Here is a 24,450-nt window from a genome sequence, read left to right on the forward strand (position 1 = left end):
AGGATCATCCGGTGGGACAAACAGTATTCATCCCTCGCGAGATTGACCCGAACGAGCCGCGCGTCGCGGCCTCGCCGGAGACGGTCAAGCGCCTTGCGGGTCTCGGCTTCGACGTGATCGTCGAGAAGGACGCCGGCCTCGGCTCACGCATTCCCGACCAGGATTTCACTGCTGCCGGCGGCGCGATCGGAACGGCGGCCGACGCCAAAAAGGCCGATGTGGTGCTGAAAGTGCGCCGGCCGACGGATGGCGAGCTCAAGGGCTACAAGCCGGGCGCCGCCGTCATCGCCATCATGGATCCTTACGGCAACGATGCCGCTGTCGCCGCGATGGCCAAGGCCGGCATCACCGCCTTTTCGATGGAATTCATGCCGCGCATCACCCGCGCCCAGTCGATGGATGTGCTTTCCTCGCAGGCCAACCTCGCCGGCTACCAGGCAGTGATCGACGCGGCCGCCGAATATGACCGCGCGCTGCCGATGATGATGACGGCGGCAGGCACAGTGCCGGCGGCGAAAGCTTTCGTCATGGGCGTCGGCGTCGCCGGCCTGCAGGCCATCGCCACCGCGCGGCGGCTGGGCGCCATCGTCACCGCTACAGACGTGCGTCCGGCGGTGAAGGAGCAGGTGCAATCGCTCGGCGCCAAATTCCTGGCGGTCGAGGACGAGGAGTTCAAGGCGGCCGAGACGGCCGGCGGCTACGCCAAGGAAATGTCGAAGGAATACCAGGCCAAGCAGGCGGCGCTGACTGCCGAGCACATCGCCAAGCAGGACATCGTCATCACCACCGCGCTGATCCCTGGCCGTCCGGCGCCGAAGCTCATCTCGGCTGCCATGGTCGCCTCGATGAAGCCGGGCTCGGTGATCGTCGACTTGGCGGTGGAGCGCGGCGGCAATGTCGAGGGCGCCGTGCCCGGCAAGGTCGTGACGACGGAAAACGGCGTCAAGATCGTCGGCCATCTCAACGTGCCCGGTCGTGTTGCTGCTTCCGCCTCGCTGCTCTACGCCAAGAACCTCTACGCCTTCCTCGAGACGATGGTCGACAAGACCGCGAAGACGCTCGCCATCAAGCGCGACGACGAGTTGGTCAAGGCCACCATGCTGACTGACGCTGGCCAAGTCGTGCACCCGAATTTCGCCAAGGCGGCGCAAGAGCCGCGCGTCGAACCGGCCGCCGTTCCTGCCAAGACCATGGTCGCCGACGCCTCCAATCCTGCTCCGAAGAAGACAGCGGCAAGGAATCCTGCCGCTGCCAAGTCGCCCTCGTCTAAGTCGAAAGGGACCGCGTGATGGAACAGCTGCAGAAAGCCCTCGACCAGCTCGATCAGGCGACCGCCGCCGTCCGTCTTGCGGTGCAGGATCTCGCCAACGCGCCCGCCGGCGAGGCTGCCGGCAACGCCGCGCATGCGCTTTCGGGCGGCGCCATCGATCCCTTCGTCTTCCGTTTCGCCATCTTCGTGCTGGCGATCTTCGTCGGCTATTATGTCGTATGGTCGGTGACGCCGGCGCTGCACACGCCGCTGATGGCCGTCACCAATGCCATCTCCTCGGTCATCGTCGTCGGCGCGCTGCTCGCCGTCGGCATCGCCGCTTCCGGCCTGGCCGCGGGCTTCGGCTTCGTCGCGCTGGTGCTGGTCTCGGTCAACATCTTCGGCGGCTTCCTCGTCACCCAGCGCATGCTCGCCATGTACAAGAAGAAGGAAAAGTGACGTGAACGCCAACTTCGCTTCCTTCCTCTATCTTGTCTCCGGCATCCTGTTCATCCTGGCGCTGCGCGGCCTGTCGCACCCGACCACCAGCCGCCAGGGCAATCTTTACGGCATGATCGGCATGGGCATCGCCATCGCCACAACGCTGGCGCTGGCGCTGCCTTCGGCCGGCCGCTTCGGCCTGATCGTGCTCGGTCTCGCGATCGGCGGCGGCATCGGCGCGGTCACCGCGCGCCGCATCGCCATGACCTCGATGCCGCAGCTGGTCGCCGCCTTCCACAGCCTCGTCGGCTTCGCCGCCGTGATGGTGGCGGCCGCCGCCATCTACGCGCCGGAAAGTTTCGGCATCGGCACGGCGGGCGACATCCACGCCCAGGCGCTGGTCGAAATGAGCCTGGGCGTCGCCATCGGCGCCATCACCTTCACCGGCTCGGTCATCGCCTTCCTGAAGCTCGACGGACGCATGTCCGGCAAGCCGATCATGATCGGCGGCCGCCACCTCATCAACATCGCGCTCGGTATCGCGCTGGTGGTGCTGATCGTGCTGCTCGTGACCACCGAGTCCAAGCTCGTCTTCTGGCTGATCGTCGCCGCCTCGCTGGTGCTCGGCGTGCTCTTGATCATCCCGATCGGCGGCGCCGATATGCCGGTCGTGGTGTCGATGCTGAACTCCTATTCCGGCTGGGCGGCGGCGGCTCTCGGCTTCACCCTCGGCAACCTGGCGCTGATCATCACCGGCGCGCTGGTCGGCTCGTCGGGCGCGATCCTGTCCTACATCATGTGCAAGGGCATGAACCGGAGCTTCATCTCGGTCATCCTCGGCGGCTTTGGCGGCGAGACCGCTGCCGTGGCCAGCGACGGCATCGAGCGCACCGTCAAGCAGGGCTCGGCCGACGACGCGGCCTATCTGATGATGAACGCGCAGAAGGTCATCATCGTGCCGGGCTACGGCATGGCGGTCGCCCAGGCGCAGCACGCGTTGCGCGAGATGGCCGACAAGCTCAAGGCCAATGGCGTCGAGGTCAAATACGCCATCCACCCCGTCGCCGGCCGCATGCCCGGCCACATGAACGTGCTCCTGGCCGAGGCCAACGTGCCTTATGACGAAGTGTTCGAGCTCGAGGACATCAACTCCGAATTCGCGCAGGCCGACGTCGCCTATGTCATCGGCGCCAACGACGTCACCAATCCGTCCGCGCGCGACGACAAGTCCTCGCCCATCTACGGCATGCCGATCCTCGACGTCGACAAGGCCCGCACCTGCCTGTTCGTCAAGCGCTCGCTCGGCTCCGGCTATGCCGGCATCGACAACACGCTGTTCTACAAGGACGGCACCATGATGCTCTTGGGCGACGCCAAGAAGATGACCGAGGAAATCGTCAAGGCGTTTGATCACTGATCCAGCCGCAGTTCCTGCAATAAGAAAGCCCGCTCGATGCGGGCTTTTTTATTGCAGCAACTGTCGGCTAGGGCGTTTCGCCGTTTCACGGAAACGGCGAAACGCCCTATCTCTTTGATTTAAAGCAATTCCGGACGGAAAACCGCTCACACTTTTCCTGGAATTGCTCTAGGTCGCGCTCAAATATCCAGATTGGCCACCGACAGCGCATTGTCCTGGATGAACTCGCGGCGTGGTTCCACCTCGTCGCCCATCAGCCGCGAGAACAGCGAGTCGGCGTCGGTCGCGTCGTTGACCTTGACCTGCAGCAGCGAGCGAACATTCGGGTCCAGCGTGGTTTCCCAAAGCTGCTCGGCATTCATCTCACCGAGGCCCTTATAGCGCTGCATGGTGAGGCCCTTGCGGCCTGAAGCGAACACTGCGTTGAGCAGCGCCAGCGGCCCCGAGAGGAGTTCCGAGGTCTCTTTCCGACGCAAGGCAGGCTGCTCGCCATAGACTTCCGCCAGGCGCGCTGCGTAGCGGTCGAGCTGGCGCGCATCGGCCGAATTGATCAACCCGGCGTCGAGCTGGACCACATCCTTCACGCCGCGCACGGTGCGCTCGAACACATAACCGCCCGAACCGTCATTGGAGGTCGACAGCCTGCCGGTCCAGCCGCGCTCGGTCTCCTCGGCGATCATGTCGAGCCGCTTCGCGACGCGCTCGGCCATGGTGTTGGCGCGGCCGAGATCGGCAAGCACGTCGGGATTGAGCGCGCCGGCGATCGCCGCCTGCTCGACGACGCTGCGGTTATAGCGTGTGTGCAGCCCGTTGATCAGCTGGCGCACCGAAAGCGCATCGTCGACCGAGGCGCGCAGGTCCTGTCCTGTCCGTACCTCGCCGGAGGCCAGCACCAGCGAGGCCTCATCCAGTCCGGACCCGATCAGATATTCCTCATAGGCGCTTTCGTCCTTGAGATATTGCGAGCTCTTGCCCCGCGTCACTTTGTAGAGCGGCGGCTGGGCGATGTAGAGATGGCCGCGCTCGATCAGCTCCGGCATCTGCCGGAAGAAGAAGGTGAGCAACAGCGTGCGGATGTGGGCGCCGTCGACGTCGGCGTCCGTCATCAGGATGATCTTGTGGTAGCGCAGCTTGTCGGCGTTGAACTCGTCCTTGCCGATCGAGGTGCCGAGCGCAGTGATCAGCGTGCCGATCATGTCGGAAGAGAGCATGCGGTCGAAGCGCGCCCGTTCGACATTGAGGATCTTGCCGCGCAGCGGCAGGATCGCCTGGTTCTGGCGCGAGCGCCCGCCCTTGGCCGAGCCGCCGGCCGAGTCACCCTCGACGATGAAGATTTCCGACTTCGCCGGATCGCGCTCCTGGCAGTCGGCGAGCTTGCCGGGCAGCGAGGTGACGCCGAGCGAGCTCTTGCGGGTGATGTCGCGCGCCTTGCGCGCGGCCTCGCGCGCGGCCGCCGCCTGGATCACCTTCTCGACCACCACCTTGCCTTCGCTCGGATGCTCTTCCAGCCAGGTGCCCAGCGCCTCGTTGACCAGGCTTTCCACCACCGGGCGGACCTCGGACGAAACCAGCTTGTCCTTGGTCTGCGAGGAGAATTTCGGGTCCGGCACCTTGACCGATAGAACGGCGGTCAGGCCTTCGCGGCAGTCGTCGCCGGTCAGCGAGACCTTTTCCTTCTTGGTCTGGCCGGACGATTCGCCATAGCCGGTGATCTGCCTGGTCAGCGCCGCGCGGAAGCCCGCCAAATGCGTGCCGCCGTCGCGCTGCGGGATGTTGTTGGTGAAAGCCAGCACGTTCTCGTGGTAGCTGTCGTTCCACCACATCGCGACTTCCACGGTGATGCCGTCGCGCTCGGCGCGGATGGCGATCGGCGTTTCGATCAGCGGCTTCTTCACCCGGTCGAGATATTTGACGAACTCTTCCAGGCCGCCGTCGTAATGCAGCTCGTGGCGCACCAAGTCGGCATGACGCGCGTCGGTCAGCACGATGCGCACGCCGGAATTGAGGAAGGCGAGCTCGCGCAGCCGGTGCTCCAGCGTGCCATAGTCGAATTCGACCATGGTGAAGGTCTCGGCCGACGGGAAGAAGGTGATCTCGCTGCCGCTGCGGCCCTCATAGGTGCCGGGCTGTTTGTTCTGCTCATATGTGCCCGTCACCTTCAACGGCGCGTCGGCATTGCCATGCGTGAAGCTCATCTCGAAGATTTCGCCGTTGCGGCGGATCTTGAGCTTGAGCCATGCGGAAAGCGCGTTGACCACCGAGACGCCGACGCCGTGCAGACCGCCGGAAACCTTGTAGGAGTTCTGGTCGAATTTGCCGCCGGCATGCAGCTGCGTCATGATCACTTCGGCCGCCGAAACACCCTCGCTGGAGTGGATATCGGTCGGAATGCCGCGGCCATTGTCGATCACGGTGACGGAACCGTCGGGGTTGAGCGTCACCGAGACGAGGTCGGCGTGGCCCGCCAGCGCCTCGTCGATGGCGTTGTCCACCACCTCATAGACCATGTGATGCAGGCCCGAGCCGTCATCGGTGTCACCGATATACATGCCCGGACGCTTGCGCACGGCATCCAACCCCTTCAAAACCTTGATGGAATCGGCGCCGTACTCGGCTTCCACGCCAATGGCGCTTTCGGTCTGGTCGCTCATGAATACCTGTCTGATTGATGTCGATGGTCCGGCACGGGAAAGTCACCCCGAATCGCGCCGTTTTGATGTCCTAGATATAGGCGCAAACGGCTGGTTTTCCAAGGTTTGCGGCCATTTTGCCGGCTTGGCGAGAAGCCTTTCATTCACCCCGAGCCGACGGACCGGCAAGCCGGCTGACGCGAGCCGTATTTGGTGACGATCGCGGACCTGCTCGGCCAGATGGACGCCCGCTTCGTCGGACACTACATTCGGCTGTCAGCGGAGCATGCTTCATGGACACCAAGCCCGCCCCTTTCGTGCCCCCGGCGCCGACGCCGCGCACAACGCCGCCTTCGACGCTGGAGATGATGCGCATCGTCTACCGCAATCCGCTCGAGCTGTGGGGCGAGCATACCTATAACGAGCCCTGGATCTCGGTGACCGGCATCGGCGGCCCTCTGGTCATCGCCAACGATCCCGGCCTCATCCGCCATGTGCTGATCGATAACGCCAAGAATTACAAGATGGCGACTGTGCGCCAGCTGATCCTGCGCCCGATCCTGCGCGACGGGCTGCTGACCGCCGAAGGCGAGGTGTGGAGGCGCTCGCGCAAGGCGATGGCGCCGGTGTTCACACCGCGCCACATCTTCGGCTTCGCCGGGCCGATGCTGAAGCGCACGCTGGATTTCGTCACCCGCTACGAGGCCGGCGGCATGACCGATGTCGCGCATGACATGACGATGCTCACCTACGACATCCTCGCCGAAACGCTGTTTTCCGGCGAGATCGCCGGCCAGCCCGGCAGCTTCGCCAAGGAGATCGACCGCCTGTTCGAGACCATGGGCCGTGTCGACCCGCTTGACCTTCTGCGCGCGCCGGAATGGCTGCCGCGGCTAACCCGCATCCGCGGCCGCAAGACGATGGCCTATTTCCGCAACATCGTCGCCGACACGGTGAGACTACGCGAGGAGCGGATGAAGCGCGATCCCGACGGCGTGCCGCAGGATTTTCTCACGCTTCTGCTGCGCGCCGAGGGACCGGACGGGCTGACCCGCGCCGAAGTCGAGGACAACATCATCACCTTCATCGGCGCCGGCCATGAGACGACCGCGCGGGCGCTGGGCTGGACGATCTATTGCCTCGCCGGGGCGCCCTGGGAACGCGACAAGATCGAGCAGGAGATCGACGCCGTGCTGGCGCGCGAACCCGATCCGACCAAGTGGCTGGATGCCATGCCGCTCACCCGCGCCGCTTTCGAGGAGGCGCTCAGGCTCTATCCGCCTGCGCCCTCGATCAACCGCGAGCCGATCGAACCGGAGACCTGGAACGGCTTATACATTCCGAAATACGCCGCCGTGCTGGTGATGCCCTGGGTGGTGCATCGCCACCGCAAGCTCTGGGACAGGCCGAACGCCTTCCTGCCGGAGCGTTTCCATCCCGAAAACCGCGACAGGATCGACCGCTTCCAGTACCTGCCCTTCGGCGCCGGGCCGCGCGTCTGCATCGGTGCAAGCTTCGCCATGCAGGAAGCGATCATCGCTCTGGCGATCCTGTTGTCGCGCTTCCGCTTCGACGCGACATCGCAGACCCGACCTTGGCCGGTGCAGAAACTCACCACGCAGCCGCAGGGCGGCCTGCCGATGCAGGTCTCCCGCCGGGCTTGAAGCGGCTGGTTACCGATCGGCGATCGGCCGGCGCTGCTGGAACTGGCCGGCGGCGCGGAAGCGCCAGAGATAGCTGGGCAGGATGGTGGCGATCGCCTGCGGCTGGATGCCCAGCCCGGCAAGCGTCCTGGCGGCCTTGGCGGCTTCGTCCGAGACGACATTGTCCTCACGCAACTGCAGCACCTGGTCCTTGGTCAGGAGCGGATTGGGCAGCAGCTGGAGGATCGACGCCTGGATGTTCGCCACCCACCACGGCACCGGCACCAGGAGGCGCCTGCGGTCGATCACGGCAAGCATTTCCTCCATGCATTCCTTGAAGGTCAGCACCTGCGGGCCGCCGAGTTCATAAATCTGGCCGCCCTTGACATTGCCGTCGACCGAGCGCGCGATCGCTTCGGCGACATCGCCGACATAGACCGGCTGCAGCTTGTTCTGCCCGCCGCCGATCAGCGGCAGGACGGGCGACAGGCGCGCCATGCCGGCGAAGCGGTTGAAGAAGCGGTCCTCCGGTCCGAAATTGATCGACGGGCGGAATATGACGGCATCCTGAATCGTCTCGAACACTGCCCTTTCGCCCAGCGCCTTGGTGCGGGCGTAGTTGGACGGCGAATTGAGATCGGCGCCGAGTGCCGAGATCTGGGTGAGGCCGGCGCCGACCGAGCGTGCGGCCTCGGCGACGGCGCGCGCGCCGAACTCGTGCACGGCGCCAAATTTCTGGCGGCCGGTCTCATGCAGGATGGCGACCAGGTTGACGACATGGTCGGCGCCTTGCACGGCGCGGTCGACCGACCAGCGCACGCGCACATTGGCCTGCACGGGCTGAATCTGGCCGACATTGCCGAGCGGCTGCACATGGCCGGCAAGGTCGGGCCGCCGGCAGGCGACCCGGATGCGGTAGCCGCGCTTGGCCAGCGCTCGCACGACGTGGCGACCGACGAAGCCCGAGCCGCCGAAGACGACGACGAGCTTGGGGGTCTGCAGGATTTCGGTCATGACTGGCTCCGCGCAAATGCTTGGCTGAAGCCGTTTCTTAATCCGTTTCTCGCCAAAGGCAAAGAGCGACCGGAAGTCGCCGTCGGCTTGTTTTTGAACTTGGCCGGAATGCCTGCCCCGCCGCATTTGGGAGAACAGAAAACCCCGCCGAAGCCGGGTTTTCCGGGCAGTGTCCACACCGAAGCAGAGTCCAACGAGACGGCCTGACCTGAGACGGCATCAAGGTGGCGTGAAGCAAGCACGCCCGCCCCGCCTTGAACGCCCGGCGTGGCGCCGCCAGCCGCGAGCCGGACGAAGCCAATCGGGCGGCTCGCGACGTGGGGTGCCGGACATGGGTCGTGCAGCGTCTAAAAAGGTTCAATCGCGGAGGGAAAAATCAGGCCGAATAACGCTCGGCGAATTCCGAAATGCGCTGCACCACTGCCCTGGACGTGGTGATGCCGCGCGCCTTTGCCTTCTCGGCGGCGTCAGCGCGCGAGCGGCCGGGGATATGCACGCCATAGCGCCGCCGCAACCGCTCGAGCTGGTCCTTCATGCGCCGCTCGAAATTCGGGTCGAGCAGCTTTGGCTCGATGGCCAGAACGAAAAGGCCGGTGCCGGGGCTCTCCGCCCCATCGGTGAACCAGGGCGCGTCGAGCGACCAGTTGGCGCCGGAAATGCCCGCGGCCAGCACCTCGACCATTAAAGCGATGTTGGCGCCGCGCTGGCCGCCAAAGGCAAGCATGGCGCCCTTCATCGCCGCCGCCGGATCGGTGGTCGGGTTGCCGCTGGCATCCAGCGCCCAGCCTTCGGGGATCTTCTTGCCCTCCTCCGCCGCCTTGCGGATGTTGACGAAGGCGGTCGCGCTCGACGACTGGTCGATGACCAGCGGCGGCCCGTCGGCGGCGGGCGACGCAAAGGACATCGGATTGGTGCAATAGACCGGCTTGACTGAGCCCGAGCCGGCAAGCACCGCCGGCCCGTTGGTGGCAGCGAAGGACACCAGCCCCTGTTCGGCCAGCCGCCCAGTGAAATAGCCGAGCGCGCCGCATGTATAGGCGTTCTTCTGCGAGAAGATCGAGACCCCGAACAGTTTTGCCGCCTTGACCAGGTCGTCGATTGTGCGGTCGAAGCCGATATGGGCAAGTCCGCCGCGCGCATCCGAAAGATAGACGGCGAGCGCCGGCCGCGTGATCGCCGGATCGGCGTTGCCGTCGATGCGGCCGGCTTCGAGCGCTTCCAGATAGTCGATGAAATGCGACAGCCCCACCGTCGACAGGCCTTCGGCCTCCGCGGCGATGATCGAGGCTGTCAGCGACCGCGCCGCCTCCTCATTGGCGCCGGCGCCAAGCGCCGCCATCCGGCATAGGCCTGTTGCCTGGGCGAGGGTGAGTTGCATCAGTGTTGCCCTGCAGCGAGTAGCGAATAGGGAATAGCGAGTAGGGGGAAATAAAGAAACTACTCGCTATTCGCTACTCTCTATTCGCTATCCGATCTTGACCGGAATCCGTGCCTCGATCCGGCTGAAGACGAAGACCAGGATACCGGTGATCGTCATATAGATCAGCGCCAGCAGCAGCAAAGGCTCGTAGGTCAGATACGTGTCCTGGCGCACCTTGGAGGAGACGGCGAAGATGTCGATGACGCTGATCGTCGCCACCAGCGGGGTCGATTTCAACTGCAGCACGGTCTCGCCGGTCAGCGTCGGCAGCGCACGGTAGAAGGCCTGCGGCAGCCAGATGCGCCGGAAGATTTTCCAGCGGCTCATGCCGAACGCGCGGGCGGCCTCCAACTGTCCGCGCGGCACGCCGGCGAATGCGCCGCGCATCACTTCACCCTCGTAGCCGGCGAAGGAGAAGGTCAGCGCCACCACGCCATACGGCCAGGCCTGCCTGAGATACGGCCAAAGCCACGATTCGCGGATCCATGGATATTGCGGAAAGATCGAGCCGAGGCCGTAATAGAGCAGCCAGAGCTGCAGGAGCAGCGGCGTTCCCCGGATGATCGTGCAGAAGACCTTCGCCGGTGCCGAGAACCAGATCGGTCCGCCTGCCTGGGCGAGCCCGAGCGGCACGGCCAGCGCAAAGCCCAGCGCGCAGGTGACGGCGAGGATCCAAAGCGTCCGCCAGATGCCTATCAGGCCCATTTCCCAATATTGCGGCAGCCAGTCCCAGCGCATGAAGACGGCGGCGCACAGAACCAGCGCCAGCCCGATCAGGATCAGCACGATGCGGTGCGGCTTGAGCCAGATCGAGGCGCGCGCCGCCATGTGGATCGCGGAGGCTTCGGCGGACATCAGCGCGCCTCCCTGACGGAGGGCATGCCGCGCCGCGACCAGGCCTCGACGCGGCCGATGATCAGGTTGGAGAACAGCGAGAGCGCGAGATAGAGCGCGCCGGCCGCAAGGTAGAAAAGAAGGTAGGCCTTGGTCACGCCGGCCGCCTGGCGCGTCGCCAGCGTCAGTTCGAAGAAGCCGACGACGGCAAGCAGCGCGGTGTCCTTGGTGGCGATGAGCCACAGATTCGCCAGGCCGGGGATGGCGAAGGGCAGCATGGCCGGCACAGTGATGCGTCGCAGCATCAGGCCCGGCGACATGCCGTAGGCTCGGGCGGCCTCGATCTGGCCTTGCGGGATGGCGAGGATGGCGCCGCGGATGACTTCGGTCGAATAGGCGCCCTGGACGAAACCCAGCACGAAAATGCCGGCCGCGAGCCCGCTGATGTCGACACGGCTGTAGCCGATCGCCGTCAGCACTTGGTTGATGAGGTCGGTGCCGGCGTAATAGAGCAGCAGGATCAGCACCAGTTCCGGCACGGCGCGCACGACCGTCGTGTAGACCGCGAGCAGATCGCGCGTCACCGGGCCGCCATAGAGCTTGCCGAACGCGCCGGCGGTGCCGATCATGAGGCCGAGGCAGGTCGCGCCTATGGCGATCTCGATCGAATGCAGCAGGCCGACCAGCAGCGTGCCGCCCCAGCCGGGCGCCACGGGCGACAGGAGTTCGATGATGCCGGCCGCGGAGGCCGGAAGAAAGGCGTCGATCAGCTTCGTCCCCGGATTGCTGGCGAGCCGCCGATGGTCAGGTCAGCGGCGGGCACGCGTGGCAAGATCGGGCATGGCGCGGACGCCATGCCCTCACTCATTTCGAGAGGGCTCAGTTCGACTGCGTGGCGCCGCCATAGATGTCGAAGTCGAAATATTTCTTCGAGATCTCGTCGTACTTGCCGTTGGCGCGGATCGCCTTGATGCCGGCGTTGAACTTTTCCTTGAGCGCGGTGTCTTCCTTGCGGATACCGGCGCCGACACCCGGGCCAAGCACTTCGTCGTCGGGCGCCACCATGCCCTTCAGGTCGCAGCAGGCCTTGCCCTGGTCCGACTTCAGGAATTCGCCGAGCGCGATCGAGTCGGCCTGCACCGCGTCGATGCGGCCAGCGGCCAGATCCTGGTTGGCTTCATCCTGGGTCTGGTATTCCTTGATTTCCTGCGCGCCGGTGAAATGCTTCTTCGCGTACACGGCATGCACGGTCGAGACCTGGACGCCGATCACCTTGCCCTTGAGATCGTCCGGCGTGGCGCCGAACTTCTGGTCCTTCGGCCCGATGATCGCGGTCGGGGTGTTGTAGTACTTGTCCGAGAAGTCGATCGTCTTCTTGCGCTCGTCGGTGATCGACATGGAAGAGACGATGGCGTCGATCTTCTTGGTCGTCAGCGCCGGGATGATGCCGTCCCAGGCCACCGGCGTGATCACGCAGTCAAGTTTCTCCTCGGCGCAGACGGCGTCGACGAAGTCGATCTCCCAGCCCACCCATTTGCCGCTGGCGTCGGGCGAGGTGAAGGGCGGGTAGGGTTCGGCGGCGACGCCGATCTTGACCTGCTCGGCCTTGGCCACTCCGCCCATCGCCGCGACGCCGAGAAGCAGCGCGGCGGCAAATGTCTTGAGAACAGTCTTCATGTCAGGACTCCCAGTTTGTTGTTGTTCCCGGTTTTTCGCTCCGCTTGATGCCGGCACCTAGCCGACATTGCGGAGGAATTGCTTGAGCCTTTCGGATTTGGGCGCGCCGAACAGCTGTTCCGGCGGACCTTCTTCCTCGACCAGCCCGTTGTAGAGATAGACGACATGCGTCGCGACCTCGCGGGCGAACTTCATTTCATGCGTCACCAGCACCATGGTGCGCCCCTCGCGCGCCAAGTCGCCGATGACTTTCAGCACTTCGCCGACCAGCTCGGGATCGAGCGCGGAAGTCGGTTCGTCGAACAGCATGACGCGCGGATTGATCGCCAGCGCGCGGGCGATCGCGGCCCGCTGCTGCTGGCCGCCGGACAGGAAAGCCGGATAGACGTCGCGCTTTTCCGCCAGCCCGACGCGGGCGAGCAGCTTCTCGGCCTGGGCGATCGCTTCGCCGCGCTTGACGCCAAGCACATGCACCGGAACTTCGATGACATTCTCAATCAGCGTCATGTGGCTCCACAGGTTGAAATTCTGGAAAACCATGCCGAGCCTCGAGCGAATGCGCTCGATCTGCCTGCGGTCGGCCGGAACGGTGTGTCCGTGGCTGTCGGCCTTGAGCTTGATCTCCTCGCCATTGACCCGGATGATGCCGCTTGTGGGGTTCTCCAGGCAGTTGATGCAGCGTAAGAGCGTCGACTTGCCGGAACCGGAGCCGCCGATGATGGCGACCACCTCGCCGTCGCGCGCCGACAGCGAAACTCCCTTCAGCACGTGCAGCTGGCCGAACTTCTTGTGCAGGTTTTCGACATGGATGGCTTCGGCGGCGCCGTTCTGCGCCTCACCGGATTGGACCGTGGCAGCTGCTGCAGCGCTCACCGGGTGACCTCTATCTGGCCGACTGCAGGTCGTCGAACGTCTATCCGGCTAATCAACATACGCTGCACTGACCCGCTCCAGGCTTCAGCATGGACCCGACAGCGCGAGCCCGTCAATCCCGCTCATTACGGCACTTGCGGCCTTGTTGCGCAAGTGTATAAATAGCCTTTCATGAAATTTTCACGATTTTTTTCATCTTAAAAGGGCATCGATGAGCGCTTTCGGGTCACAGTCCATGGCGGCGCCGCTGCGGCGCGTGCTGATGCGGTCGGCGGCCAACGCCATGCGCGACGCCGACAGGGCGGCCTGGCACTATGGCCCGGGATTCAACCCGGCGAAAGCAGCCGTGCAGCATGCGGCCCTTGCCGACATGGTGGCGGCTTCCGGCGCCGAGATCGAATGGATCGAGGACACGGCCGACGGCCTTTCGGATTCGGTGTTCACGCATGACCCGTCGCTGATGACCGACCGCGGCGCGCTGATCCTGTCCATGGGCAAGCCACTGCGCGCCCGGGAGCCCTCGCTGCATGAGGAAACCTATAAGAGACTGGGCATTCCGGTCCTCGGTCGTGTCGAGGCGCCTGGTCAGGTCGAAGGCGGCGACTGCGTATGGGTGGATGCCCGCACGCTGGCGATCGGGCGCGGTGTGCGCTCGAACCAGGAAGGTATCCAGCAGGTTTCCAACCTGCTGACGCCGCTGGGCATTTCCGTCTACGGCTTCGATTTGCCGCTTTGGCAAGGCGAAGAGGCGTGCCTGCATCTGATGTCGGTGATCAGCCCGCTGGCCGACGACCTGGCCCTGGTCTATTCGCCGCTTCTGCCGGCCGCGTTCTATCAGATGCTGAAGGCGCGCGGCATCCGGCTGGTCGAAGGCGACGCCGAAGAGTTCGCCGCTTCCAACGGCCTCAGCCTGAACGTGCTGCCGACCAGCCCGCAGAAGGTCATCGCCGTTGCTGGTTTTCCCAAGACCAAGGCCGCGATGGAAGCCGCCGGCTGCACGGTCGAGACATTCGAGGCGGATGCGCTCTGCATCGCCTGTGAAGGCGGGCCGACATGCCTGACGCGGCCGATCCTGCGCCAATGAATGCGCGCCGCAAGTTCCGCCGCGAGGGCGAGGAGCGGCGGCGGCAGGATCTGATCGATGCGACGCTGGACAGCGTGGCGGAATATGGCCTTCAGGGTGCCACCTTGCGCACCATCGCCTTGCGCGCCGGCGTCACCGCCGGGCTGATCCGGCACTATTTCCCCGGCAAGGAAGAATTGCTGCAGGAAGCCTATGCGGCGCTGGTCGGCCGCATGACCGAGCAGGCGAAGGCGGCATTGGTCATGGAAGACGCCTCGCCTCGCCAACGCCTCGCGGCCTTCGTCACCGCCAACCTCAACGCGCCGATCGTCGACCGGCGGGTGTTTTCGCTCTGGGCAACCTTCCTTGGCCGCGCCAATGCGGATCCGGCGCTCGCCCGTGCCCATCGCGAAGGCTATCTCGGCTTTCGCGACGAGGTGGAAGCGGTCGTTGCCGAGGTGCTCGCCGCCGAGCGGCGCAAGCCGGACGCAGGCGAGCTGCGTCGCCATGCCATCGCGATCAACGCGCTCATCGACGGGCTCTGGATCGAAGGCTGCCTGGCAGCAGAGATGTTCTCGCCTGGCGAATTGGCGGCGATTGGCGTCAAAGCCATAGAGGCCGAGCTCGGCTTGGCGCCGGAAAAGGGAGGAAACCAATGACCACCATCGGCGAAGCGCTGATCAAATTGCTCGAGGCGCATGGCGTCGACACCGTCTTCGGCATTCCGGGCGTGCATACGGTCGAGCTCTATCGCGGCCTGGCGGGCTCGAAGATCCGCCATGTCACGCCGCGCCACGAGCAGGGCGCCGGCTTCATGGCCGACGGTTATGCGCGCGCCGGCGGCCGTCCTGGCGTCGCCTTCGTCATCACCGGGCCGGGCCTCACCAACACCATCACCGCCATGGGACAGGCGCGCGCCGATTCGGTGCCGATGCTGGTCATCTCGGGCGTCAACGCCACCGATACGCTTGGCAAGGGGCTGGGCTTCCTGCATGAGCTGCCCGACCAGCGCGGCATGATGGAGAAGGTGGCGCTGTTTTCCGAGCGCATCACCGAGGCCGGGCAGTTGCCTGGCGCGCTCGCCCGCGCCTTCGCCGTTTTCTCCTCCTCACGCCCGGGGCCGGTCCATATCGAGATCCCCACCGACGTCATGGTCAAGCCCGCCGATGGTGTTGCGGCCGTCCTTAGCAATGCCGCGCCGCCCGCTCCGGAGTTGGCGGCGATCGCCGAGGCGGCACGGCTTTGCAGGGCCGCACGCCGTCCGCTGATCCTTTCAGGCGGCGGCGCCAAGAAGGCCGATGCGGCGCTGCGGCGTCTGGCCGAGACGCTCGGCGCCCCCGTGGTCGAGACCGCCAATGCGCGTGGCCTGCTGCATGGCCATCCGCTGTGCGTGCCGGCGAGCCCCAGCCTCAAGGCCGTGCGTGCGTTGATGGCGGACGCCGATCTGGTGATTGCCGCCGGCACCGAATTCGGCCCGACCGATTATGACGGCTATAGCGACGGCGGCTTCGTGCTGCCGCCGAGCCTGATCCGCATTGATATCGGCGCCGACCAGATTGCGCGCCGGCCGGTGACGGTTGGCATCCACGCGGATTGCGCGGAAGCGATCGAGGCGCTGCTTGCAGCGATCGGATCTGGCCATGCCGCGGCAAGCGATGGCGAGGCTCGTGCGGCCGCCGCGCGCGAGGCTGCTCGGGCCGAGCTGAAGCCCGAATATCTGGCGCAGGTGCGCGCCGTGGAGGCAATCCGCGACGCGCTGCCGGGCGCCATCATCGTCGGCGACTCGACCCAGCCGATTTATGCCGCCAACCTCTATTACGACCACGACCGTCCCGGCGGCTGGTTCAACGCCGCGACCGGCTTCGGCGCGTTGGGCTACGGTCCGCCGGCGGCGATCGGCGCAGCACTTGCGGTGCCGGAGGCGCCGGTGGTGTGCCTCACCGGCGATGGCGGCTTCCAGTTCACCTTGCCGGAGATCGGCGCCGCGCTCGACGCCGAAGCGCCGGTAATCTTCGTCGTCTGGAACAATCGCGGCTATCGCGAGATCGAAACCTCGATGCTCGATGTCGGCGTCGAGCCGGTCGGCGTGTCGCCGGCACCGCCCGATTTCTGCAAGCTCGCCGAGGCCTATGGCATCGAGGCCGAGCGGCTGGCCGGGGCCGGCGGCCTTGCCTTGGCGCTGAAGCGCGCGCGGGCGGCCGGCAAGCCGCGCGTCATCGAAATCACCGTCGACTGAAAGATCGGTGCATCTGCCGGTTGACCCCTTTCGGCGCCGGCAAATCGATGCCGCCCGCCAAGGTTCGACGCATGCAAAGACGCTGCGCCAGCCATGTCGATATTTCAATTGAGTGACAGCGCGAAAGGCGCGACGTTCGAGCCTGGGGCGGCATAACCCAAGATATAATCATAAAAAAATGACAGGAGCGGTCTAGGTATGACGGAAACGCTGAATGGCAGGCATGTCGTGGTGACGGGCGGCACTGGGGCGCTCGGCGGCGCGGTTGTCGGCAGACTGCTGGAGCAAGGCGCGATCTGCCACGTGCCAAATGCCCACGCGGCGGCCCCGCCGCATTTTCCTTACGCAGCCCATGCCAGCGTGCATCTGGCGCATAATGTCGACCTGTCGGATTCGGCCAAGGTCGAGGCCTTCTACCATCAGGTTCCCGAGCTCTGGGCCTCGATCCACCTTGCCGGCGGCTTTACCATGGCGCCGGTCGAAAAGATCGAGTCGGCCTCCTTCGCCGAGATGATGGACACCAACGCCCGCACGGCTTTCCTGTGCAGCCGCGCCGCGGTGCGCTCGATGCTGGAGTCCAATACGGCCGGCCGCATCGTCAACGTCACGGCGCGCGCCGGACTCGATCCGAGGCGCGGCTCCGGCATGGTTGCCTATGCCGCAAGCAAGGCGGCGGTCGCGGCGATGACGGTGGCCATGGCCGAGGAGTTGAAGGGCAAGGGCATCCTCGTCAACGCCGTGGCGCCCTCGACGCTCGACACGCCCGCCAACCGCGCCGACATGCCCGATGCCGATTTCGCCAAATGGGTCAGCCTGGAGGCCGCGGCGGAAGCGATCGCCTACCTCGCCTCGCCCGCCAACCTGGCGATGAGCGGCACGCTTGTTCCGCTTTATGGACGCGCCTGACCCCACAGAAATCCAGACAATAGAAAAACCCCGCCGGATCGCTCCGGCGGGGTTTTTGCTGTTCGCCAAAGGGCTTACGCAGCTCCGACGGAAAGCCGCAAACGGCTTTCCCGGAAGGCTTTAGTTGCCCTGCTTCTTCAGCGCGGCGCCCAGAATGTCGCCCAGCGAAGCGCCGGAGTCGGTCGAGCCGTACTGAGCGACCGCTTCCTTCTCCTCGGCGATTTCCAGCGCCTTAATCGAGACCTGCAGCTTGCGGGTCTTCTTGTCGAAGGCGATGACGCGGGCATCGACCTTCTGGCCGACGGTGAAGCGCTCGGGCCGCTGCTCGTCGCGGTCGCGCGAAAGGTCCGAACGCTTGATGAAGGTCTCGATGCCGCTGTCGACCAGCCGCACGTCCAGGCCGCCATCCTTCACCCCGATGACCTCGCAGGTGACGACAGCGTTCTTGCGCAGCTCGCCGCTGCTGGCCGCTTCGCCGACAGTGTCGCGGGCCAGCTGCTTGATACCGAGCGAGATGCGCTCCTTCTCGATGTCAACGTCGAGCACCTGCGCCTTGACCATGTCGCCGCGATTGTACTCTTCGATGACCTGCTCGCCCGGACGGGTCCAGTCGAGGTCGGAGAGATGCACCATGCCGTCCACGTCGCCTTCCAGGCCGATGAACAGGCCGAACTCGGTCTTGTTCTTGACCTCGCCCTCGACCTGGCTGCCGACCGGATGGCTCGAGGCGAAAGCCTGCCACGGGTTTTCCAGCGTCTGCTTGAGGCCGAGCGAGATGCGGCGCTTGGCCGGATCGACCTCGAGCACCACCACGTCGACTTCCTGCGTCGTCGACAGGATCTTGCCGGGATGCACGTTCTTCTTCGTCCACGACATTTCCGAAACGTGGATGAGGCCCTCGATGCCCGGTTCCAGCTCGACGAACGCGCCGTAGTCGGTGATGTTGGTGACGGTGCCCTTGATCTTCTTGCCGATCGGGAACTTGGTGCCGATGTCCGACCACGGATCCGACTCGAGCTGCTTCATGCCGAGCGAGATGCGGTGGGTTTCCTGGTTGATGCGGATGATCTGCACCTTGACCGTCTGGCCGATGTTGAGGATCTCGGTCGGATGGTTGACGCGGCGCCAGGCCATGTCGGTGACATGCAGCAGGCCGTCGATGCCGCCGAGGTCGACGAACGCACCGTAGTCGGTGATGTTCTTGACCACGCCTTCGACCACCTGGCCTTCCTCGAGGTTCTGCACGATTTCCGAACGCTGTTCGGCGCGGCTCTCTTCGAGCACGGTGCGGCGCGACACCACTATGTTGCCGCGGCGGCGATCCATCTTGAGGATCTCGAAGGGCTGCGGGTTGTGCATCAGCGGGGTGACATCGCGGATCGGGCGGATATCGACCTGGCTGCGCGGCAGGAACGCCACGGCGCCGTCGAGGTCGACGGTGAAGCCGCCCTTGACCTGGTTGAAGATGACGCCTTCGACGCGCTCACCCTTGGTGAACTTCTCTTCGAGACGCACCCAGCTCTCCTCGCGGCGAGCCTTCTCGCGCGACAGCATGGCTTCGCCAAGCGCGTTTTCGATGCGCTCGACATAGACCTCGACGGTGTCGCCGACCTTGAGGGAGGATTCCTTGCCCTTGGCGCCGAATTCCTTCAGCGGCACGCGGCCTTCGACCTTGAGGCCGACATCGATGATGGCCATGTCCTTTTCGATCGCGGTGATCGTGCCCCGGACAACCTGGCCCTCGCCGGAATGGCCGGCGGTGAATGATTCTTCGAGCATGCTCGCGAAATCGTCGCGAGACGGATTAGCTACTGACATTGTTTCTCCTGGAATACCCCGGTCTTCAAGCGGGGCGGGCGCCGTGGGTTAGCGTTGCGTGAGCCTGCCGGCGTTCCGGGCTGAAAGCCCTTGGCCGCTGTTCAGGCGGCAAGTCCGGCGCATGAAGAATGCTGGCAGGCTGGTTCGTGCCCGATATGGGTATTTTCGCCGCCAACGGCAATCGAAAAACCTGATCAGGCCTTGTTTCTCTTGGCAAGGACATCGTCAACGATCGCCATCGCCGCCAGAAACGCGGCTTCTATAGCCATTTCGCTGGTATCAAGCAAGTGCGCGTCTGCCGCCGGTTTCAGCGGCGAGTCGGCGCGGCCCATGTCGCGCTCGTCGCGGCGCTCGATATCGGCAAGGATGGTGGCGAAATCGGCGCTGCCGCCCATGCTCTCGATCTCGGCCAGCCGACGCCTGGCGCGCACTTCGGCGCTTGCCGTGACATAGAGCTTGATGTCGGCATCGGGGCACACCACCGTGCCGATGTCGCGGCCGTCGAGCACAGCACCCGGCGGCGCCTTGGCGAAGGCCCGCTGCTTCTCCACCAGGATACGCCGCACGGTCGGAATGACCGCGACCTTGGAGGCCGCCTCGCCTACCGCATGCGCGGCCAGAACGGTGCGATCGAGATTGGAGAGGTCGACCTGACGAGCAGCGGTTTCCGCCGCCGAGACATTGTCGAGCGGCAGGCCGAGTTCGAGCAGCTTGTGGGCCACCGCGCGATAGGTGAGGCCGGTATCGAGCAGGTTCAGCCGGTAATGGTCGGAAAGCCGGCGGGCCAGCGTGCCTTTGCCCGCGCCTGCAGGGCCGTCGATGGCGATGGTGAAGGGGGTGCTCATGGATGGAGCGTCGCGGTTGGAGGGGGCGACAAATACAATAACCGCCGCGATCCTTCGCGCCCCCCTCTGTCCTGCCGGACATCTCCCCCACTTGTGGCAGCTTCGGCGCTCCGCTCGATCTTTAAACGCTGGTGATTGGCGAAAGCCGACGCGACAGCTGATCTCCCCCCTTGAGGGGGAGATGTCCGGCAGGACAGAGGGGGGCGCTGTCCCGCCAGCGTCTCAGTTCGGCTCCAGTCCATCGCCCTCACCCAATCTCCGCGCCCAGCCCCTTCATCAGTCCCATGAATTCCGGAAAGCTCGTCACGATCATGTTGGCGTCGTCGATCGTCACCGGCTTCTCGGTGGCCAGGCCCATGACGAGGAAGCTCATGGCGATGCGGTGGTCGAGATGCGTCTTCACCGCCGTATCGGGGCCGTTCGGATGAGCGCCGAGTCCCTTGCCGCCCGGTCTGCCGCGCACGGCGAGCGAGGCTTCGCCCTCTGTGCAGTCGACACCGTTGAGCTCCAGGCCTCTAGCCACCGCCGCCAGACGGTCGGATTCCTTGACCCGAAGTTCCTCCAGCCCCTGCATCAGCGTCTCGCCCTCGGCGAAGCTCGCGGCGACGGCCAGCACCGGATACTCGTCGATCATCGAGGGCGCGCGCTCGGGCGGCACCACCACGCCTTTCAGCTCCGAGGAGCGCACGCGCAGGTCCGCCACGTCCTCGCCGCCGGCATTGCGCGGATTGAGGATGTCGATCCGGCCGCCCATTTCCTGCAAGGTCAACAGCAACCCGGTGCGGGTCGGGTTCATCAGCACGTTCTCGATGACGATGTCCGAACCCGGCACGACCAGCGCCGCGACCAGTGGGAAGCCGGCAGAGGAGGGGTCGCCTGGCACGGCGATCGTCTGTCCGGTGAGCTTGCCCTGGCCTTCGATAAAGATGTGGCGCACGCCGCGCTCATCCGTCTCGACGCTCAGGTTGGCGCCGAAACCCTTCAGCATCTTTTCGGTATGGTCGCGCGTCATCACGGGTTCGATCACCGTGGTGATGCCGGGAGTGTTCAAGCCGGCAAGCAGCACCGCCGACTTCACCTGGGCGGATGCCATCGGTACGCGATAGGTGATGGGTGCTGCATGCTTCGGGCCGCGCAGCGTGATCGGCATGCGGTCGCCGGGAGCGGCCTTCAGCACCTGCACGCCCATCTGGCGCAGCGGGTCGAGCACGCGGCCCATCGGCCGGCCCGAAAGCGAGGCGTCCCCGATGAAGGTCGTCTCCATGTCATAGGTGCCGACGAGCCCCATGGTGAGGCGCGAGCCGGTGCCGGCATTGCCGAAGTCGAGCGGGCCTTCAGGCTGCAGCAACGCGCCGTTGCCGATGCCGCGGATGACCCATTCGCCGCCGTTCTTTTCGATATGCGCGCCCATCGCCTTCATGGCGGCGCCCGTGCGCATCACGTCCTCGCCTTCGAGCAGGCCGGTGATGCGGGTTTCGCCGGAGGCAAGGCCGCCGAACATGAACGAGCGGTGTGAGATCGACTTGTCGCCCGGCACGCGCGCGGTGCCGGCAAGGGCAGGGGATTTGCGGGCCGTGGCCGGCTTAGCGGCGGCGGAGTGAGACATCCTTGTCTTCCAAATGAAATGCCGGCTGACCGGCTCGGTTCGTCATGCTGCGGCGGTCTCGTATCACGGTGCGTTGCAATGGTCATCCCCTTGTGCGAGGCCTTCGAACACGAGCATTTTACAATGCCGGCTTTTGGCTTTGACAGCGCTCAAAACTGCCGTTATGGGGACCACTCTTTTATTGACGAGGCCTGCTGTGGCAAAAGCTGAACTTGGCACCAAGCGTGTCGACCCCGAAACGGGTCGGAAATTCTACGATCTCAACAAAGACCCGATCGTCTCGCCCTATACCGGCAAGAGCTATCCACGCTCCTATTTCGAGGAAGGCAAGATTTCCGCCCTCGAGGAAGATGAGGAAGTCGCCGAGAAGGAAGTGGATGCCGAGGAAGAGGAAGGCGCCGAAGTCGTCTCGCTCGAGGAGGCCGATGACGAGGTGAAGGGCGGCGGCGACGACCTTCCAGATCTTGGCGACGATGAAGAGGATGTCGATCTCGGCGACGACGAAGACGACACCTTCCTTGCCGACGAAGAGGAAGAGGACGATGACGTCGCCGATATGATCGGCGTCGGCGACGACGATGACGAAGTCTGAGTTCGTTTGCCGGCCATTTTGGCCTGTGACGAAAAAGCGGCTTTTCAAGGCTTGATCTTGACCGAAGGCGGCGCTAGAAGCCGCCAGCACTAAACGACGGCGCGGTTCCCAATCGCGCCGGATCTCTTCGCCGGAAACGGCGCCGGCCGACTGCCGGGAGTGGGGCCATAGCTCAGTTGGGAGAGCGCTTGAATGGCATTCAAGAGGTCGTCGGTTCGATTCCGATTGGCTCCACCAAACAGTCCTTCCTGAACTGCTGCACGAACGGGCAACCGCTCGACCTGAAATTGCTCTAACCGTGCTGGGCGCGGGTTCTGGCTGCTTTTCGCGCTGCCGCCGATCGTCCGGCGGCGCCTTTGGTCTCAGCGGCTTTCCTTGCCGCCGCCGACCGCTCTTCGGCCGTGCGGCCGGATGCGGCGCTCTTGGCCTGCTTCGACAGAGCCTTGTGGGAGGCGGTGCCCTTCGGCTCGCCCTCAAGCACCTTCGATACCGCCTTCGAGACCTTCGGCTGGCGCTTTGGCTTCCGTTCGCCCTGGCCTGCCTCGTAAGCATATTTGGCGCTCTTGCGTGTGGTCTCCTTCACATCTCCTTTTTTGGGGGGCGGCAGGTCGACGCCCGCGCGGCGCGCCTCCGAAAGGCCGATGGCGATCGCCTGTTTGGTGGAGCGGGCGCCGTGCTTGCCTTTGCGGACCTTGTCGATTTCCGCGTGAACGAATTCACCGGCCTGCGTGCTAGCCGACTTGCCTTCGCGCTTGTCCTCGCGCGCCTTTTCGATGGTTTTCTTGTCCGGCATTGTCTTTCTCCTCGTTCGAACGGGGGCATGATCGAATGCCGACAGGATGCGTCGGATCGCGCATCAGCGGCTTTCATATGTGCCGACGAGGTCGGCAGTGGCGATCATATGCGGCTCCGCCTGGGCCAGAAGATTCGCGATTTCCGGTTCTCCGCCGGGTTCCAGCGCCTCAACGTCGAGTGCTGAAAGGCCGAAGTGATAATGGTGAACGCCGTGCCCTTTTGGCGGCTGGGGACCGTCATAATAGGTATTGCCGAAGTCGTTCACGGCTTGGTGGAAAGTTTCCGGTCCGGCGGTGCCTTCCGGCAAGCGGTCTCGCCCGGCGGCAATGTCGTAGACAGCCCAATGGCGAAACATGCCGCGCGGCGCATCGGGATCCTCGACGACGAGCAGGAAGCTTTTGGTCCCGGCCGGTGCGTTCTTCCACCGCAGGGGAGGCGACAAATTGCCTCCGTTGCGGACATACGGCTCGGGAATGGTATGGCCGTTTTCAAAGGCTGGACTCTCAAGCGTGAAAGCCATGGCTGGACCTCCGTGTACCTATCGCGTTCTTCTCGAAGAATTCACGAACGATCTTTGCTCGGATCGGCGGAGCGCGCTCGCTACTGGTTTCTTTTGGAACGCGGGGCATTGGCGGGAGTTCCGGCGTCATGCCCGCGACGGAGCGTCGATGGATGCCAGCAAGTCGAGATGTCGGGAAGCTGCTCCAACGGAAGCGAACGCAGCTCGTATCCCGGCGAAACAAGCGCCGGAGGAAATCCCTATGCCGGTGGCCGCAACTAGGCTAAGGGCTTCCTGTCAGAGGGATGCTTATGAGAATTCCGGCTTTGGGTGGAAATCCGGCGCAGGGACGTGTTCGATCCGGGCTGCTAGCGCGACAAAACAATCTCTTGTCGATGCTTTGCATTGCGGTCGCGCTTGCTGCTTGTCAATCGACCCCGGACACACAGCCTGTTGCTGACCCGCAACCCGCTCCGGCCGCCGCTCCCGCTCCGGCCTCACCGAATTCGGCGGTGCTGGATGAGGCGGTCGCGATCGTTCCACCCGGCAAGGGCGTTCCCGCCAGATACGCCGCATTCTCCGGCATATGGGCGGGGCAGCTCAACGGCATGTATGACGGCAAGCTGGCGATCCTGACCGTGTCTTCAGGCGGGCAGGTGACGGCCAGCTACGCATGGGGCGATCTGGCCGACAACAAGCCGGGCGTCGCCGACGGCTCCGGCAGGATTTCCGGCAGCACGTTGAAGCTCGGGCGCCTGCCGAACGGCGCCGACATTACCGCCACGATGCCGTCGCCGGGAACGCTCAACGTCACCTACGCGCTTGCCGGCCAGACCTATACCGGCTCGTTCGCGCGGATCGGCCAGTGAGCAAAGTCAGTCGCTAAGAACTC

The 24,450-nt window shown here is 64.8% G+C and carries 22 protein-coding genes and 1 tRNA gene; 11 read left to right on the top strand and 12 right to left on the bottom strand.

The window, feature by feature from the left end; all coding sequences use genetic code 11:
• The first annotated feature begins 11 nt into the window (after nucleotides 1–11).
• From LB525_RS16130 to LB525_RS16140, 3 genes are read left to right on the top strand one after another with little or no spacing between them, the layout of a single operon-like run.
• Nucleotides 12–1,289 carry a Re/Si-specific NAD(P)(+) transhydrogenase subunit alpha gene (locus LB525_RS16130; protein ID WP_224545348.1) on the top strand — a complete coding sequence of 426 codons (1,278 nt, stop codon included), beginning with the start codon at nucleotides 12–14 and terminating at the stop codon, nucleotides 1,287–1,289.
• A complete protein-coding gene (locus LB525_RS16135) occupies nucleotides 1,289–1,708 on the top strand; it encodes an NAD(P) transhydrogenase subunit alpha (RefSeq protein ID WP_140545871.1) in 420 nt (139 codons plus the stop codon). The genes LB525_RS16130 and LB525_RS16135 overlap by 1 nt, the downstream gene beginning before the upstream one ends.
• Nucleotide 1,709: 1 nt before the next feature.
• Nucleotides 1,710–3,107, top strand: a complete 1,398-nt coding sequence (locus tag LB525_RS16140; protein WP_224545349.1) for an NAD(P)(+) transhydrogenase (Re/Si-specific) subunit beta — start codon at nucleotides 1,710–1,712, stop codon at nucleotides 3,105–3,107.
• 179 nt (nucleotides 3,108–3,286) lie between these two features.
• Here the strand turns inward: LB525_RS16140 and gyrB are convergent, their stop codons facing one another.
• Nucleotides 3,287–5,758, bottom strand: a complete 2,472-nt coding sequence (gene gyrB, locus LB525_RS16145; RefSeq protein WP_140844803.1) for a DNA topoisomerase (ATP-hydrolyzing) subunit B — start codon at nucleotides 5,756–5,758, stop codon at nucleotides 3,287–3,289.
• Nucleotides 5,759–6,030: 272 nt separating this feature from the next.
• Between gyrB and LB525_RS16150 the strand changes: the two genes are divergently transcribed.
• The gene (locus LB525_RS16150; RefSeq protein ID WP_224545350.1) at nucleotides 6,031–7,401 is read left to right on the top strand and encodes a cytochrome P450; all 1,371 of its coding nucleotides are present in this window, start codon (nucleotides 6,031–6,033) and stop codon (nucleotides 7,399–7,401) included.
• 9 nt (nucleotides 7,402–7,410) lie between these two features.
• Here the strand turns inward: LB525_RS16150 and LB525_RS16155 are convergent, their stop codons facing one another.
• The 6 genes from LB525_RS16155 to LB525_RS16180 form a co-directional block, all read right to left on the bottom strand.
• Nucleotides 7,411–8,394 (bottom strand): complex I NDUFA9 subunit family protein, encoded by a 984-nt coding sequence (locus tag LB525_RS16155; protein WP_095769369.1) that lies wholly within the window; start codon nucleotides 8,392–8,394, stop codon nucleotides 7,411–7,413.
• A 376-nt stretch (nucleotides 8,395–8,770) separates the two neighbouring features.
• Nucleotides 8,771–9,772 carry an Ldh family oxidoreductase gene (locus LB525_RS16160; protein ID WP_224545351.1) on the bottom strand — a complete coding sequence of 334 codons (1,002 nt, stop codon included), beginning with the start codon at nucleotides 9,770–9,772 and terminating at the stop codon, nucleotides 8,771–8,773.
• 87 nt (nucleotides 9,773–9,859) lie between these two features.
• Nucleotides 9,860–10,669 carry an ABC transporter permease gene (locus tag LB525_RS16165; protein WP_224531536.1) on the bottom strand — a complete coding sequence of 270 codons (810 nt, stop codon included), beginning with the start codon at nucleotides 10,667–10,669 and terminating at the stop codon, nucleotides 9,860–9,862.
• Nucleotides 10,669–11,382: an ABC transporter permease gene (locus tag LB525_RS16170; RefSeq protein ID WP_411971031.1), complete on the bottom strand. Its 714-nt coding sequence runs from the start codon at nucleotides 11,380–11,382 to the stop codon at nucleotides 10,669–10,671. The genes LB525_RS16165 and LB525_RS16170 overlap by 1 nt, the downstream gene beginning before the upstream one ends.
• Nucleotides 11,383–11,527: 145 nt before the next feature.
• Complete coding sequence (locus tag LB525_RS16175) at nucleotides 11,528–12,325, bottom strand: transporter substrate-binding domain-containing protein (protein ID WP_140546720.1); 798 nt, start codon at nucleotides 12,323–12,325, stop codon at nucleotides 11,528–11,530.
• A gap of 57 nt (nucleotides 12,326–12,382) precedes the next feature.
• Nucleotides 12,383–13,198 carry an ABC transporter ATP-binding protein gene (locus LB525_RS16180; protein WP_318012406.1) on the bottom strand — a complete coding sequence of 272 codons (816 nt, stop codon included), beginning with the start codon at nucleotides 13,196–13,198 and terminating at the stop codon, nucleotides 12,383–12,385.
• 211 nt (nucleotides 13,199–13,409) lie between these two features.
• On the opposite strand from LB525_RS16180, the gene LB525_RS16185 reads away from it, so the two are divergent.
• The 4 genes from LB525_RS16185 to LB525_RS16200 all read left to right on the top strand — a co-directional run bounded on the left by LB525_RS16185 (nucleotide 13,410) and on the right by LB525_RS16200 (nucleotide 17,403).
• Nucleotides 13,410–14,282 (top strand): dimethylarginine dimethylaminohydrolase family protein, encoded by an 873-nt coding sequence (locus LB525_RS16185; protein ID WP_224545352.1) that lies wholly within the window; start codon nucleotides 13,410–13,412, stop codon nucleotides 14,280–14,282.
• Nucleotides 14,252–14,920 carry a TetR family transcriptional regulator C-terminal domain-containing protein gene (locus LB525_RS16190; RefSeq protein WP_224545353.1) on the top strand — a complete coding sequence of 223 codons (669 nt, stop codon included), beginning with the start codon at nucleotides 14,252–14,254 and terminating at the stop codon, nucleotides 14,918–14,920. The genes LB525_RS16185 and LB525_RS16190 overlap by 31 nt, the downstream gene beginning before the upstream one ends.
• Nucleotides 14,917–16,497, top strand: a complete 1,581-nt coding sequence (locus tag LB525_RS16195; RefSeq protein ID WP_224545354.1) for a 5-guanidino-2-oxopentanoate decarboxylase — start codon at nucleotides 14,917–14,919, stop codon at nucleotides 16,495–16,497. Before LB525_RS16190 ends, LB525_RS16195 begins: the two co-directional genes overlap by 4 nt.
• Nucleotides 16,498–16,695: 198 nt before the next feature.
• The gene (locus LB525_RS16200; protein ID WP_224531510.1) at nucleotides 16,696–17,403 is read left to right on the top strand and encodes an SDR family NAD(P)-dependent oxidoreductase; all 708 of its coding nucleotides are present in this window, start codon (nucleotides 16,696–16,698) and stop codon (nucleotides 17,401–17,403) included.
• A gap of 120 nt (nucleotides 17,404–17,523) precedes the next feature.
• Here LB525_RS16200 and rpsA read toward each other — a convergent pair whose 3' ends face one another.
• From rpsA to aroA, 3 genes are all read right to left on the bottom strand, one after another.
• Nucleotides 17,524–19,221, bottom strand: coding sequence for a 30S ribosomal protein S1 (gene rpsA / locus LB525_RS16205; RefSeq protein ID WP_095769359.1), 1,698 nt, complete (start codon nucleotides 19,219–19,221; stop codon nucleotides 17,524–17,526).
• Nucleotides 19,222–19,415: 194 nt separating this feature from the next.
• Nucleotides 19,416–20,066 (bottom strand): (d)CMP kinase, encoded by a 651-nt coding sequence (gene cmk / locus LB525_RS16210; protein WP_224545355.1) that lies wholly within the window; start codon nucleotides 20,064–20,066, stop codon nucleotides 19,416–19,418.
• Nucleotides 20,067–20,313: 247 nt separating this feature from the next.
• On the bottom strand, nucleotides 20,314–21,672 hold the full coding sequence (gene aroA, locus LB525_RS16215) for a 3-phosphoshikimate 1-carboxyvinyltransferase (protein WP_224545356.1): 1,359 nt from the start codon (nucleotides 21,670–21,672) through the stop codon (nucleotides 20,314–20,316).
• Between the two features lie 196 nt (nucleotides 21,673–21,868).
• Between aroA and LB525_RS16220 the strand changes: the two genes are divergently transcribed.
• Nucleotides 21,869–22,264, top strand: a complete 396-nt coding sequence (locus LB525_RS16220; protein ID WP_224545357.1) for a TIGR02300 family protein — start codon at nucleotides 21,869–21,871, stop codon at nucleotides 22,262–22,264.
• A gap of 161 nt (nucleotides 22,265–22,425) precedes the next feature.
• A tRNA-Ala gene (locus tag LB525_RS16225) sits at nucleotides 22,426–22,501 on the top strand.
• Between the two features lie 55 nt (nucleotides 22,502–22,556).
• Here LB525_RS16225 and LB525_RS16230 read toward each other — a convergent pair.
• On the bottom strand, nucleotides 22,557–23,057 hold the full coding sequence (locus tag LB525_RS16230) for a DUF6496 domain-containing protein (protein ID WP_224545358.1): 501 nt from the start codon (nucleotides 23,055–23,057) through the stop codon (nucleotides 22,557–22,559).
• Nucleotides 23,058–23,120: 63 nt separating this feature from the next.
• Complete coding sequence (locus tag LB525_RS16235; protein ID WP_224545359.1) at nucleotides 23,121–23,579, bottom strand: YbhB/YbcL family Raf kinase inhibitor-like protein; 459 nt, start codon at nucleotides 23,577–23,579, stop codon at nucleotides 23,121–23,123.
• Nucleotides 23,580–24,070: 491 nt separating this feature from the next.
• On the opposite strand from LB525_RS16235, the gene LB525_RS16240 reads away from it, so the two are divergent.
• A complete protein-coding gene (locus tag LB525_RS16240) occupies nucleotides 24,071–24,427 on the top strand; it encodes a hypothetical protein (protein ID WP_224545360.1) in 357 nt (118 codons plus the stop codon).
• Nucleotides 24,428–24,450 lie beyond the last annotated feature (23 nt).

It is taken from the genome of Mesorhizobium sp. CA16 (assembly GCF_020165175.1).
Lineage (GTDB): Bacteria > Pseudomonadota > Alphaproteobacteria > Rhizobiales > Rhizobiaceae > Mesorhizobium.

Coding starts and splice junctions, on each gene's coding strand:
- rpsA (WP_095769359.1), bottom strand. CDS start 19,221: ATGTCAGTAGCTAATCCGTCTCGCGACGATTTCGCGAGCATGCTCGAA.
- LB525_RS16135 (WP_140545871.1), top strand. CDS start 1,289: ATGGAACAGCTGCAGAAAGCCCTCGACCAGCTCGATCAGGCGACCGCC.
- gyrB (WP_140844803.1), bottom strand. CDS start 5,758: ATGAGCGACCAGACCGAAAGCGCCATTGGCGTGGAAGCCGAGTACGGC.
- LB525_RS16160 (WP_224545351.1), bottom strand. CDS start 9,772: ATGCAACTCACCCTCGCCCAGGCAACAGGCCTATGCCGGATGGCGGCG.
- aroA (WP_224545356.1), bottom strand. CDS start 21,672: ATGTCTCACTCCGCCGCCGCTAAGCCGGCCACGGCCCGCAAATCCCCT.
- LB525_RS16235 (WP_224545359.1), bottom strand. CDS start 23,579: ATGGCTTTCACGCTTGAGAGTCCAGCCTTTGAAAACGGCCATACCATT.
- LB525_RS16175 (WP_140546720.1), bottom strand. CDS start 12,325: ATGAAGACTGTTCTCAAGACATTTGCCGCCGCGCTGCTTCTCGGCGTC.
- cmk (WP_224545355.1), bottom strand. CDS start 20,066: ATGAGCACCCCCTTCACCATCGCCATCGACGGCCCTGCAGGCGCGGGC.
- LB525_RS16185 (WP_224545352.1), top strand. CDS start 13,410: ATGAGCGCTTTCGGGTCACAGTCCATGGCGGCGCCGCTGCGGCGCGTG.
- LB525_RS16190 (WP_224545353.1), top strand. CDS start 14,252: ATGCCTGACGCGGCCGATCCTGCGCCAATGAATGCGCGCCGCAAGTTC.
- LB525_RS16155 (WP_095769369.1), bottom strand. CDS start 8,394: ATGACCGAAATCCTGCAGACCCCCAAGCTCGTCGTCGTCTTCGGCGGC.
- LB525_RS16195 (WP_224545354.1), top strand. CDS start 14,917: ATGACCACCATCGGCGAAGCGCTGATCAAATTGCTCGAGGCGCATGGC.
- LB525_RS16150 (WP_224545350.1), top strand. CDS start 6,031: ATGGACACCAAGCCCGCCCCTTTCGTGCCCCCGGCGCCGACGCCGCGC.
- LB525_RS16200 (WP_224531510.1), top strand. CDS start 16,696: ATGACGGAAACGCTGAATGGCAGGCATGTCGTGGTGACGGGCGGCACT.
- LB525_RS16165 (WP_224531536.1), bottom strand. CDS start 10,669: ATGTCCGCCGAAGCCTCCGCGATCCACATGGCGGCGCGCGCCTCGATC.
- LB525_RS16230 (WP_224545358.1), bottom strand. CDS start 23,057: ATGCCGGACAAGAAAACCATCGAAAAGGCGCGCGAGGACAAGCGCGAA.